This window comes from Coprococcus aceti, from assembly GCF_025567285.1.
Taxonomy (GTDB): domain Bacteria; phylum Bacillota; class Clostridia; order Lachnospirales; family Lachnospiraceae; genus Coprococcus; species Coprococcus aceti.
This window is the reverse complement of sequence record NZ_JAOQJT010000005.1, coordinates 69,472-82,575: the sequence shown is the minus strand read 5'-3', so window position 1 is coordinate 82,575 and position 13,104 is coordinate 69,472. Positions and strand designations below refer to the sequence as shown.

Sequence of the window (13,104 nt, the reverse complement as noted above, 5' to 3'; positions counted from 1 at the left end):
TCTATTTTCTGGCCTCTAAAGTATCCAGGGACGCTATCGGATACGATTTATATTCCGAATCCTCATTTGTTATATTCCTATCTTCACAAAGCTTTAAATATCTCTTCAGTTCTTTTGTCAATGTGTATCTTATTTTTTCGCCTTCACAAAAATGTTCAGAGTTATCTAATCCTTTCATGACCGAATTCACATATGCCTTACTTTTTCTAAAGGTAATCCGAACCATATCCCTAAGCAGTTGCCAGATTTCCGCTAAGGATTCTGATAATGACAAAGCATCAAGTCCAGGAATCTTAGCTATGAGCGAAGTCACGATCTCTGTAATGATCAGCATAACCATTGTCTGAATACCCGAAGGAACCGAATTCCAAAATGCTACAGCAGGTTTTATCCAACTATTTTGCATAGCTTTTGCGGTCCAATAATCACCTGTCAGTTCGGGACTTATCACTATTAGAAAACACAAAATAGCAAATACTATTTTCTTCAATATTCCACATAAAAGTTTCAGTTTTCTTCTATGCTTGTCCTTCTTAGCGTTATTCTCATAATAGAATACATAATTCCTATCTATTTCTGGTTTATCCTTGACATAACCTACAATTCTTGCAGCATTAACGATCTTTGGGGGGCTATATTTTCCCAGTTTGAATGTCTTAAAATCATTTTTCTCATCAACAAGATATCTTTCATCACGTTTCCTTCCACCATCCCACGTGCGCTTCAATCGCTTAGAAAAGTCACATTCAAATGTATTCTCACCATGGCAGGCACTACCCCAATCTTCTAAATCCATCACATCATAATGCCTTGACACGTTTGATATACTGCTCTCGCAAGCATAGTTATAACACAAATCAACAATTGCCTGTGCATATTGACACCCCTTGACATTTGTGCCTGTTTCTACCAATTTTTTAAGCTTTCTGATATACACTGAACGATTATTTTCATTCTTATTTTGCTTATATATGTTATCAAGTATCGTTTGAGCACTTCCCCACAGCTCCACATTATCTTTCGGAACATATAAACGTATAACCTTATCCAATATCGAACTGAATTTCCAACAGCCCAACTCACCATCAGCCCTTGGACTTATGTATATATCATGCATCATGCTCAATTTGATCACGGTTTCCATAAAGCTATACAAGTTCTCCAATATCTCAGCCATAGCATCCCAGGATAGATTAGTCTGGTGCTCACCATTCTTGTCCACTTCAACAAATATATCTATGAGCTCATCTCGCCTGTTCTTATAATCATCATTATGCTGCTCACCATTCTCATTCTTCTTTAGTGCCAAAGCCATCTGACCGTACTCATATATTTCAGACAAATCAGAATACAGAAGGCACCTCTTCATAATTGCGGTAAGTCGTTTCTGGCTATATTTCAATGGAAGTGCGGAATATATAAATTGCTTGTCATCCTCTATCGAATCCATCAAATACTGGGACACAGTACGTATATCGCCATACTGGGATATCTTGATAACCCCACTATCAAACAATTTCAGCAAAGCCTCTTTGTATTCTCCGTTTTTTAGCAGGCTGAAAAAGCCCCTCGAATCCACCATCTGATTATAAGTCAAGACAACTATATTACCATTTGTCACAATCTCATCGTACAAGGCAGCCTGTCCCGCAATTATCTCCTCATCTGTTTTGCGCACAGAATCCAATTCAAACAAATATACATATTTACTCATTCCTTCACACTCCCGTATCCTACATTCCCCTCAACCTATCTGCGTACCACCTGATAGTTCTCCGTATTCCATCATCAAAATTCACTTCCGGCCGCCAGCCAAGAGTCTGTTCAATCTTAGTTGAATCAATAGAATACCGCAAATCATGGCCTTTCCTATCGGTGACAAATGTTATGAGTGACTCGGGCTTACCCAATTCCCTGCAAATCATCCTTACAATTTCAATATTTGTCCGTTCACAATGACCACCCACATTGTATATCTCACCAACTTTTCCCTGGGTCAATATCGTATCTATGGCACGGCAATGGTCATCCACATGTATCCAATCCCTGACATTTATACCCTGTCCATAAACAGGCAGTGGCCTGTCTGCCAATGCATTTGTCACCATCAAAGGGATAAGTTTCTCAGGGTACTGGTATGGTCCATAATTATTTGAACACCGGCTGATGGTAACCGGTGAGCCATACGTTCTATGATAAGCCATAACCAAAAGATCTGCAGCCGCCTTCGAGCTGCTGTACGGCGAGCTCGGACAAATAGGCGATTCTTCAGTGAATAACAAATCCGACCTGTCAAGAGGCAGATCTCCATACACCTCATCCGTACTGATCTGATGAAATCTGCCGACATCATATCGCATACATGCATCCATCAACACGGACACCCCCTTGATATTAGAATCAAGGAACACCTCCGGGTTATCTATAGATCTGTCTACATGCGACTCTGCCGCAAAATTCACGACCACATCCGGCCTCTCCGCCTCAAATATACGATACATCTCACCTCTATCGCATATATCCGCCTTATAAAAAACAAAATTAGGCCTGTCCAAGACAGGTCTAATCGTATCCAGACTTCCCGCATATGTGAGTTTGTCCACGCACACAAACTCATACTCAGGATATTTGTCCATCATATAAAAAATAAAATTACTGCCAATAAACCCAGCTCCGCCGGTGATAAGAATCTTCATATGTTATACCTCTTTGTGCAAAACAAGTTGTGTTTGGTATAAGTATAACATAAGCTGTATCTGTGGTATACTTCATCAGGCAGTTTATTCCATTCTTCGTCAGGGTATAATGCTCTAAATTCATCTTCGCTGAGATCGTGGTTGATTATCTCTTTTGGAAGTCCGGACAGATCCTCGGCACGTTTGCCTTTCCGCTTTTTTGATCTCTTCTGTATCACTTCTTCGGTTAGTTCATCGGCATTTTCATCCGCCAGTGCTTCTGTTTCATTGAAGATGATGATCAGTTCACCATTTACTTCCTGAAACGAAAGCTGACTGCTTTCCATTTTTTCTGTAGATCTTCCATATCTGTTACGGTTGGATCCTGTCAGATCTTCTTCCGCAGAACAAGTAAAGCGTCCCTGCCGTTGCGGGGTTCTCTATGCCGATAGATTTGAGTACTCCGGCAAGACTGTCTATACCATACCTCAGATCTGTTCTGCCACATACTATGTATATTTCAGAAAACCCAATTGTGTCATTCAGCATCTACAAGGACCTCCACGATGGAGCGGATCACTGCGGGAGAAGCACCGCCAGCGATCTCTATGTGTTTGCTACCACGGTCTATCCTTATCTTTGAACTGCTGCACGAATCAAGGTCATTCTGATAATCAGCGCATTCCAACTTGACTATCTGTGGCTTCTCCGATTCAACTGGCAATTCTGGTTGAGAACCTGATGCCTGCATGCACGCCGCCAGTCTCAGCTGCTTGAACCAGTAGTAATACTGATCCTTTGATATGTTATTTTCAGCAAGCCAGTCCTTTGTTTTCATGCCACTGTTCCTACATTCCTGAATAATCGCGGTCCAAGTCGCAAGCTGCTTTTCCCGAATAGCAAGGCGCGTTGCCATAATCTACTTCCCGAATATTTGGATTTTTCGCTCTTATTTTCCAACTAGTTGAGGTAATTATCGCAAAATTCGGGTAATATGGGTAGGTACCGGCTATGGAGCGTTTACATCACAACTTGTTAATATTGACCAAAAACCTAAAATAAATTTATTGAATTGTTATAAAAAGTTTGCTATAATAGATAGATTGTTTGCAAATAAAAAGGAAAGAGGGAGCAAATATGAAAAACAACTATTTAAAGAAGATAATGCTAATTTTTCCAGCGTTATTTTTAATCATGTCATGCATAGTGCCGGTAAAAGCGTATGCATCAACTTGCCCACATGCAGGTAGTGTAAGTATTAGTACAATAAAAGCGACTTGTACGAAAAAGGGGAAAAAAGTTGTAAAATGTTCTAGGTGTGGAAAGGTATTAAGTACTCAAACTACTGGTAATGCGTTAGGTCACAAGTGGAAAGTAGAACAGAAATCGGCTACAGAAAGTGAAAGAGGATATTACAGAAAGTCTTGTACAAGATGTAATAAGATTGATAAAAAAATCATATATCCAAAAATATGTAGACATGTTAATAATGGCCAGTTCACATATAATCCAAAACCAACATGTACTAGCAGTGGATATAAAATTCAGAAATGCACAAAATGTGGTGAAATCTTGTCACGAACAGCAGTGAAAAAGCTGGGACACTATTGGACAGAAACTAAGAAAAATCCTACAAAAACTAAAGAGGGCTGCCATAAGAAATATTGTAAAAGATGCAAGAAAAAATTAATTGACAAGACTTATCCTAAGTTAGAGTTCAAATATAATGGGAAATATAAGTGTGATGGTTTTGAGTTTAATGCTGCAGGTATTCTTGTGACAAATCAGAATCTCTGGGGCACAACTTGTAACAGTATTTCAGGAATGAAAGACAAATTTGTTGCAGCATATCCAATGAGTTGTAATTATAAATTAGTTGTTGAGTGTACTGGTAATTATGTATACTTGGTTAACCAGACAAAAGATGGAAAAATCTACAAGGCAACAAAGAAGATTACTTTAGGGACAAATTCCTTGGGCTTGATGGTTTATTGTGCGAAAGTACCTTTGAATTCAAAGGCGCCTAATCGTAAATGCACAATTACTATCAAGGACGAGTTTGGGCGTGTTTTAAAGACTCTTAATGTTAAACAGAGAAATGACTATACATTTAATGGTTACAATAAGACAGACTATATAAAGATTATTAATCCAATAGTAAAAAAACTTTGTGTTTCAAGTAAAGATAGAAATCCAGTGAGGGGCGATGTTGCAGCAAGTTATATGAAGCAAGTCCTGAATGGTGACGTAATTTCAAATAAGGTAGTTACATGTTATGGTGCTACAGAAGCATATAAGAACCTGCTGTTTGCTGCATGTACATATATTGTAGATGATGTTAATGTAAGAATTAATTATATGACAGTTAGAACTGCAACTATGCTTGATCCAAGTTCAACTTTCTATAAAACGGTTGGGGTGGAAGTTGAGGATGTTAATGGCATGTCGATTGAAACAGACCCATCTACAGCAATCATCAAGATTTCAGAGCAAATGACAAAGCATGATGCAAATACAGTTAATAAGAAGAAAGATGCTCAAGCATTTATAATTAATACAACAAGTGCTGGACTTAAAATGGGAATAGGTGCATTTTTCAAAAAAATAGGTGCCGGAGTGGTAGGTAAGGGTATTCTTGCTGCTGGAAATAAATTGGCGAAATTGTATTGTGTAAAAGTTAAGAGTGATAAAACAAAAGTAAAATACAATAATGAGCTCAGATTAAAAAAAGGAACGAAACTTAAGAATAAAGACAATAAGGTTATTGTTTATTCTCTTGCCGACGCATTGGGCTATACTTATAATCTTAAGTTTGTCTCTGGAGATTATTCAAAAAAATATACAAAGACATGGACTAAATCAGGAAAATTCTAACTTGGTTATATATTATTTATGTGGAGGGGTTGTGAAATAACAGGCTGTGGTAAAACATACATGGCATGTGCCTTTGGTATGGAAGCATGTAAGCAGTATTACAACACCAGGTATGTCCGTATGCCAGACTTGCTCATGGATCTAGACATTGCACGAACTGAAGGAAACTACCGTAAAGTTATGGCCAAATATTCAAATCCAGTGCTTCTCGTTCTGGATGAATGGATGCTTCTCAAACCAACTGATACAGAGCAGAAAGATATCTTTGAACTTCTTCATCGGAGACGCAAGAAATCCTCAACTATCTTCTGTTCACAGTATGTATTCGAAGAATGGTACGATCAGCTTGGTGGTGAAGACAGTCCGCTGGCTGATGCGATAATTGATCGTATTGCACACGACAGTTACCGAATAAATATCATGTGCATTGATGCTGAACATAACAGATCCATGCGAGAGGTGTATGGCTTGGATAAATCATTGTGTGAGTAAACTCATACATTAAGCGGTTCCCGCTCGTCCGGACAGACGTTTTCCCGTCTGCCGGATTGGCGGTGTTACCGCACAAGAATATTCAGTTATGTTTAGAAATACAATATTGCGCCATATTAACTTCCCCTTTACTATAAAATTTCAGTCACTATAAACACCTCTTATAATCGTTATCTTTGGTTACATTCTCTCTAATAATATAATATTATAGCATTTAACTCTATAGTTTAGTAATCTACTATTAGTATATTTATTATTTACTACCTATATAAACCAAGATAAAATCTTTTAAATTAAAATGCTATCTGATTTTTTCTTAAACTCTTTTCCTAAATATATTTAATTTAATAAGTATTTCTATTTCAATAAATTTTATCCTCATTAAGTTCCCCGTAACCACCAATTGCCAGCCCTCCCGGGCTGGCAATCACATCACATCACATCACATCCATATAAACATCCTATCTACAAATCCCCAAACAAATCCTTCTCATACACACCGTCCTCAATCATCCCCTTAAAGCTCTCCTTAACAGCCTCAACATCTTCCTTATACGTCATACCATACCAGGTATCATTCGTCCGGAGAACCTTAACCGTCATCTTCTTCTCATCCAGAAGTTCTCCTATAAATGTAGGAATAAGGAACTCTGCCTTAAGTGGATCACTAGGAACCTCAGTCTCAAAGAACTCCGCAAATCCTGCCTCCAACATATCCAGGAATTCCGGTGTCAGTCCCCACATGTTCATGGACACCAGAGACTCCGTATCAATGGCTGTGCCATCCGTCTCTGCACCATCCACAGTCTTGACGATATTCTTGGTCTCCACCACCTCTGTCAGATTATTCTGATCGTCCATCTTGCAAATGCCTCTGGTCACACCACCATTATCAGACAATGTATTCTTGAGTACGAATCCAGCCATACATGACTGTCCTCCGTTCACCAGACACTCATGAACCAATCTGAAGCCTTCCTTGCCATAATAATCATCTGCATTTATCACGACAAATGGGGTCTTCAGCACGGCTTTAGCAGCAAGCACGGCCTGTCCTGTTCCCCATGGCTTAGTTCTGCCTGCCGGCAGCTCCCCCGGAATATCCTCAATATACTGAAATGCATAATCAACCGCTTTGTTCATGGGGTCAGGCACCTACTATCCCTCCAAATGACAATCTACTAAAATTGCCAAGGGCTTAGACCTTCAACTGTGCGGATGTGGATGCCATCCGTTGCAACAATTACTCTGTGGATACTAGCTAACAACAACCGAAGACACCCCCTATACACAAAGAACCTTTATCACTTCACCACTGCACCATCAGGCAACCGGCACCGTCGAAGCAACAATCTCCATACATCCTTCAAATGTAGCAACATCATATCCACAAGGCAGAATAAAATGATCGCCCTTGGTAAGCGCGTGTCCATCAATGCTTCCCTCACCTGAAACCACCGACATGATCGTAAATGGGTTATCCGATATGTCTATAGTTGCCTTACCTTCAACATCCAATTTGTACACATCATAATACTTACAACTGATCAGCTTTGAGAGTTCATTCGCCTTTCCTGCACTAACGTTGACGACACTATCTGAAACCGGCTTTGCAGGAACCGTTATGACATCTATGCTCTGTTTTACATGCAATTCTCTTGGCTTACCACCAGAAAGTCTGTCATAATCGTATACTCTGTATGTGATATCACTATTCTGCTGTGTCTCAAGAAGCGTTATGCCACCCTTTATAGCGTGAACTGTGCCAGGGTCAATCTGAATGAAATCCCCCTTCTTGACCGGAATCTCTCTGATAAAATCACTCCAGCGCTTTCCTTGTATCATATCTACAAGTTCCTCATGAGTTCTGGCATTATGGCCTACCACAAGTGATGCATCTTCCTTACAATCAAGAATATACCAGCACTCCATCTTGCCCAGAGAGCCATTCTCATGTGAGGCCGCATATGCATCATCCGGATGAACCTGAATACTAAGATCCGCCTTGGCATCAATGATTTTTACAAGCAGAGGGAATCTGTCTCCATAAATGTTGCCAAATAACTCTCTATGTTCAGACCAAAGTCCCGCCAGCGTCTCTCCCTTGTACATACCTTCTTTTATGGTACAGTTACCATTCTCATGAGCTGCTATTCCCCAGCACTCACCTATATCATCACCTTCAATGTCGTATCCGTATTCATCTCTGAGTTTTGTTCCTCCCCAGATATTATGAGTAAATACTGGATTCAAGAAAATAATCTCTTTTTTCAATTATATGATCCCTCACCTTTCATTATATTCCCATAGCAACCAAACTACGCAAGCATATCTTTTACTGTATCCTGCATCTCAGCAATCCTATCCTGTGCAGCATGAAGAGAATCCTCATTAACTCCAAAGTAGAACTTGATCTTCGGTTCATTACCAGATGGACGAGCAGCAAACCATGCATGATTTTCAAGCTCATAATACATGACATTGGACTTCGGAAGTCCCATGTTAGTCTGTGCCTGCGTTCCAGACTGACCGGTGCCTGAACAGCTTGCATCCGCTGAAGCATCTGGTTCTGTACTGATCAATGATGTTCTTATTCCTGACTCATAGTCTCGAACTGCCTCAACCTTAAGCCCTGCAAATTCTTTCATATCCGAAGTTCTGAACTGAGTCATTATTGCCTTTATCTGAGCGGCACCGTCAACACCCTTGAGTGTCATGCCATATGCGCCCTCAAAATAATAACCATACTTCTTATATACCTCTTCCATGGCATCACAGAGAGTCTTGTTCTGCTTCTTGTAGAATGCTGCTATCTCACAAAGGATAACTACAGCACCACAGGCATCCTTATCTCTCGTGTAATCTCCTACCAGACAGCCAAAGCTCTCCTCCATGCCATATACAAACTTATATGTATGATTCTCCTCAAAAAGCTTGATCTGCTCACCTATATACTTAAAGCCAGTGAGTGTCTCTATATACTTCAAGTTATATTCAGCAGCAATAGCTTCCGGAAGAGTCGAGCTGACTATCGTGTTACAAATGGCTCCATTTGCCGGAAGAGTACCCATAGTAAGTTTTTCCCTGCATACATACTCAGCCATGAGTGAGCCCGTCATATTTGCATTGAAACGCACATATGGATACGCCGGATCCTGTCCAAATGAAGTATCCTTCCACACACCTGTTGTATCCTTAACATATATACCAAGCCTGTCTGCGTCAGGATCTGTAGCCATGATAACATCTGCATCTACCTGCTTTGCAAGTTCAATACTCATTGCAAATGCTGACGGTTCCTCGGGATTTGGATATTTGACAGTTGGGAAATTGCCATCCGGAATTGTCTGTGGCTCAACCACATAAACCTTCTTAAAGCCGAGTCTCTTTAAAACTTCTCTCACTGGCACATTTCCAGTTCCATGAAGTGGAGTGTAAACAATCGTGATGTCATCCGCTACTTCCGGTATGATCTCTCCATGTATAGTCTGCTTGATAAGCTCCTCATAGTAATGCTCGTCTACACTAGCAGGAACCATATTGAACAATCCATCTGCAACTGCTTTTTCCTTTGATATTGTTCGAACAGCATCAAACCCTGGAACGGCTGCCACATGAGCAAGTATATTCTTATCATGAGGGGCAACTATCTGACTACCGTCCTCCCAATATACCTTATAGCCATTGTACTCAGGTGGATTGTGACTTGCTGTTATTACAATACCTGCTATACATCCAAGCTCTCTTACCGCAAATGAAAGCTCTGGAGTTGGACGAAGCGAATCAAATACATATGTCTTGATACCATTTGCGTTCAGGCAGAGTGCTGTAGCCTCACAGAATTCTGGAGACATAATTCTTGAATCATGTGCAATAACAACACCCATCTCACAAGCCTTAGATCCAACCTCAAGAATATAGTTTGCAAGTCCCTGAGTAACCTTTGTAATCGTATATATATTCATACGATTTGTGCCGGCACCGATGATTCCACGCATACCACCAGTTCCGAACTTGAGATTCTTGTAGAATCTATCCTCTATTTCCTTCTCGTCTGTAATTGCCCTTAATTCCGTCTTGGTCTCCTCGTTAAAACAATCAGACTGAAGCCAGAACTCATACTCTTTTCTATAATCCATAATTAATTTCTCCTCATTTGCCAATCTATATTATAGCTTTTGATCCCTGTCTGAATACGCCAATCTACTCAAACATGCCCTTAACGAGATCACCAAGCTCAGACAGCTTATCTGCGGAATCAGAAGCAGATAAACCTTTAACACCGTAATAAAACTTTATCTTTGGCTCAGTTCCTGATGGTCTTACAAGAAACCATGCGCCATCCGAAAGCTGGTAATAGATCATATTCGACTTAGGAAGTCCACCCTCGACAACCGCGCCAGTCGACATATCAGTTGTAGTTCCAAGCTTGTAGTCATATATTTCTGTGACAGTGTAATCGCCCACAGAAGAAACCGGATTCTCTCTAAGATTCTGGATCATAGAAGAAATCTTTTCGGCGCCCTCTTTACCGGCAAATTTCACAGAAGTGATCTTCTCTTTGTAGTATCCAAACTCATCAAATAGCTGACACATACGATCCCATAAAGTCATTCCCCTGTTTGCATAGTATGCTGCCGCCTCACAGAGAAGCATGACAGTACCAACTGCATCTTTATCTCTCGCATATGTTCCAGGGAGGCAGCCAAAGCTGTCTTCAAGTCCAAATTCATATGTATGACTGCCATCAGCCTCATAATTTCTTATCTTTGTCGCTATATATTTGAAACCTATAGGATTGTTATAGTCGCAGAACACTCCGTATTTGTGGCAAATATCCTTTACCATATCGGTTATTACAACCGTCGTTGTAACCGCAGAATTCTCTGAAAGAATGCCCTTTTCTTTCTTCTGCATAAGAACATAATCACAGACAAGAGCGCCAAACATATTGCCGGTAAACTCTTTGTATTCACCTGACTTCTTATCAAGGCTGTACATTCCCAGCCTATCCCCATCAGGATCAGTAACAAGCACAATCTCAGCTCCGACTTTCTTTGCCAGTTCTACTCCCAAAATATATGCTTCTGGAGACTCTGGATTTGGTGATCTGAGTGTTGGGAAATCGCCATCCTGAACAGCCTGCTCCTCTACGATATATACATTTGAGAATCCCATCTCTGAAAGCATTCTCTTAACCGGCTTAAGTCCTGTTCCGTGGAGCGGCGAATAAACGATCTTAATATCTTTTGCTGCTTCTATCTCCGCTGGTGCCATTGTGAGCTTATGCAGAGTTGCTGCATATGCGTCGTCTACATCGCTTCCAATATATGAAAGCAAGCCAGATCCTAATGCTTTATTCTCACTCATAGTCTTAATTGAAGTATAATCAGATATTGCGTTTACCTCAGCTATGATCTCCTTATCCTGTGGTGATACGATCTGTGCACCATCACTCCAATAAACTTTGTATCCATTGTATTCCTTTGGATTATGACTTGCTGTGATATTCACTCCCGCAAGGCAATTCAGATAGCGAACTGCAAATGAAAGCTCCGGCGTTGGTCTTAGTTCATCAAATAAATACACCTTTATCCCTGATGCACAAAGGCACAGTGCTGTCTCAAGTGCAAATCTCGAAGAATTATTTCTATTATCATATGAAATCACAACAGATGGTCTCTCCACACCTGTCTTTGATATATAGTTTGCAAGTCCCTGCGTAGCCTTGCGCACAGTATATATATTCATCCTGTTGCTGCCCGCGCCCATAACGCCACGCAAGCCGCCTGTTCCGAACTCAAGACCTTTGTAGAATCTGTCTTCGATCTCCTTCTCGTCCGTAAGTCCGCGAAGCTCTACCCGTGTAGCTTCGTCGAAATAATCCGAACTGAGCCAATAGTTATACTCATCCTTATAACTCATAATAATTGCCCCTCTCTTTGTAAAATTGTATTATTTTTTTCTCTTTTCATATAACGATTATAAATGTTTTAACTTCTTCAGTAAATTTGGTATTGCAATACCTACAATTATTTGGAAAAAACTTCGGCTCACAAATAGAAACAAACTAGTTATATTATTCATATGTATAACGCCATTTATATGTATTAATATTGTCATTATTATATAATTTACTGGAACACCATATAAATAAATATCCATAGAATGAGTATTTATCAATTTCAAGATTCGATTATTTAGTAGATCATGGAATCGACTAATCATCCAATAACAAATAGAATACCAAAATAATATTCCAAATATTTGTTCTTCAAAAAGGAAAATACTTTTACCTTTATCTACCAACAAGAAAAAGAACATCCATATTACAAACATTCCACAAATTTTCAATATAGTCTTCTCTTCTAAGACTTTCTTAATCTTATCTTCAAATTCAACCAAAATCATTCCTATTAAAAACCACATCCAATACTTCGCAACTCTATCTATATAAGCTATCTCTGGCACATGAATTCCCATATAATCGTTCAGCAAATACATAATCAATGCTGGCATCATCATTGCTACAATTGCTGTTTTTTTCTGAACTTTCATAAATCTTTTCAAGATAAAGTTGCAAATATAAGTCAGGACAAATATAAAGAACAATGCTACCAAATACCATAGATGATTTTTCCCAAACCCGATCAAATATAATATCACATTATAAGCATTTTTTTCGAAATAATTTGCGCACCATAATATTGGAATATTATATAATATTGATACTAAAATATATGGGATAATCAATCTTGAAATTTTATTTTTTAATAGTTCTAAAGTTGTTTTATACTTACCACCATTCAAGCAAATTTGAAACACCATTCCTGATATAAGTATGAAAAGTTGCATATGGCATGAATATATAATTCTTGTTCCAAAACCTATTATCTTATAAATGATTGTTCCATCCAAAATATATTTTGTCCAGTCACATCCCATAGAACCAACAGATGTTGTAATGGTATAAAAACCACTGTGACCAAGGACCACCAAAATCGTTGCAAAAATACGGAGCAATTCTATTTCTTTATTTTTTTTGTTATCTGCCATATTGCTC

The 13,104-nt window shown here is 39.3% G+C and carries 10 protein-coding genes and 2 pseudogenes; 2 read left to right on the top strand and 10 right to left on the bottom strand.

Annotated elements, in window-relative coordinates:
* Nucleotide 1: 1 nt before the first annotated feature.
* Genes OCV54_RS08355 through tnpA form a run of 5 tightly spaced genes read right to left on the bottom strand, consistent with a single transcriptional unit; the run spans nucleotide 2 to nucleotide 3,591 of the window.
* Nucleotides 2-1,714: a hypothetical protein gene (locus tag OCV54_RS08355; RefSeq protein ID WP_055223516.1), complete on the bottom strand. Its 1,713-nt coding sequence runs from the start codon at nucleotides 1,712-1,714 to the stop codon at nucleotides 2-4.
* A 19-nt stretch (nucleotides 1,715-1,733) separates the two neighbouring features.
* A complete protein-coding gene (gene rfbB, locus OCV54_RS08350; RefSeq protein ID WP_055223514.1) occupies nucleotides 1,734-2,696 on the bottom strand; it encodes a dTDP-glucose 4,6-dehydratase in 963 nt (320 codons plus the stop codon).
* On the bottom strand, nucleotides 2,693-3,022 hold the full coding sequence (locus tag OCV54_RS08345; RefSeq protein WP_055223512.1) for a hypothetical protein: 330 nt from the start codon (nucleotides 3,020-3,022) through the stop codon (nucleotides 2,693-2,695). The genes rfbB and OCV54_RS08345 overlap by 4 nt, the downstream gene beginning before the upstream one ends.
* Before the next feature lie 25 nt (nucleotides 3,023-3,047).
* A complete protein-coding gene (gene tnpB, locus OCV54_RS08340; protein WP_082431302.1) occupies nucleotides 3,048-3,224 on the bottom strand; it encodes an IS66 family insertion sequence element accessory protein TnpB in 177 nt (58 codons plus the stop codon).
* Nucleotides 3,214-3,591, bottom strand: coding sequence for an IS66 family insertion sequence element accessory protein TnpA (tnpA, locus tag OCV54_RS08335; RefSeq protein ID WP_201309374.1), 378 nt, complete (start codon nucleotides 3,589-3,591; stop codon nucleotides 3,214-3,216). Before tnpA ends, tnpB begins: the two co-directional genes overlap by 11 nt.
* Nucleotides 3,592-3,812: 221 nt before the next feature.
* Between tnpA and OCV54_RS08330 the strand changes: the two genes are divergently transcribed.
* Together OCV54_RS08330 and OCV54_RS08325 are read left to right on the top strand one after the other, a co-directional pair.
* Entirely contained in the window at nucleotides 3,813-5,549 is a 1,737-nt protein-coding gene (locus OCV54_RS08330; protein ID WP_055223508.1) for a hypothetical protein, read from the top strand.
* A 39-nt stretch (nucleotides 5,550-5,588) separates the two neighbouring features.
* Nucleotides 5,589-6,041, top strand: a pseudogene (locus OCV54_RS08325) (ATP-binding protein); the annotation flags it as partial.
* A 465-nt stretch (nucleotides 6,042-6,506) separates the two neighbouring features.
* Here OCV54_RS08325 and OCV54_RS08320 read toward each other — a convergent pair.
* The 5 genes and pseudogenes from OCV54_RS08320 to OCV54_RS08300 all read right to left on the bottom strand — a co-directional run.
* Nucleotides 6,507-7,172 (bottom strand): annotated as a pseudogene (locus OCV54_RS08320) (glycosyltransferase family protein); the annotation flags it as partial.
* A 192-nt stretch (nucleotides 7,173-7,364) separates the two neighbouring features.
* The gene (locus OCV54_RS08315) at nucleotides 7,365-8,294 is read right to left on the bottom strand and encodes a type I phosphomannose isomerase catalytic subunit (protein ID WP_242859641.1); all 930 of its coding nucleotides are present in this window, start codon (nucleotides 8,292-8,294) and stop codon (nucleotides 7,365-7,367) included.
* Nucleotides 8,295-8,359: 65 nt separating this feature from the next.
* A complete protein-coding gene (locus OCV54_RS08310) occupies nucleotides 8,360-10,180 on the bottom strand; it encodes a phospho-sugar mutase (RefSeq protein WP_055223503.1) in 1,821 nt (606 codons plus the stop codon).
* Nucleotides 10,181-10,244: 64 nt separating this feature from the next.
* Complete coding sequence (locus OCV54_RS08305) at nucleotides 10,245-11,966, bottom strand: phospho-sugar mutase (RefSeq protein WP_055223501.1); 1,722 nt, start codon at nucleotides 11,964-11,966, stop codon at nucleotides 10,245-10,247.
* Between the two features lie 57 nt (nucleotides 11,967-12,023).
* Nucleotides 12,024-13,097, bottom strand: a complete 1,074-nt coding sequence (locus OCV54_RS08300; protein ID WP_055223499.1) for an acyltransferase family protein — start codon at nucleotides 13,095-13,097, stop codon at nucleotides 12,024-12,026.
* Between the last annotated feature and the right edge of the window lie 7 nt (nucleotides 13,098-13,104).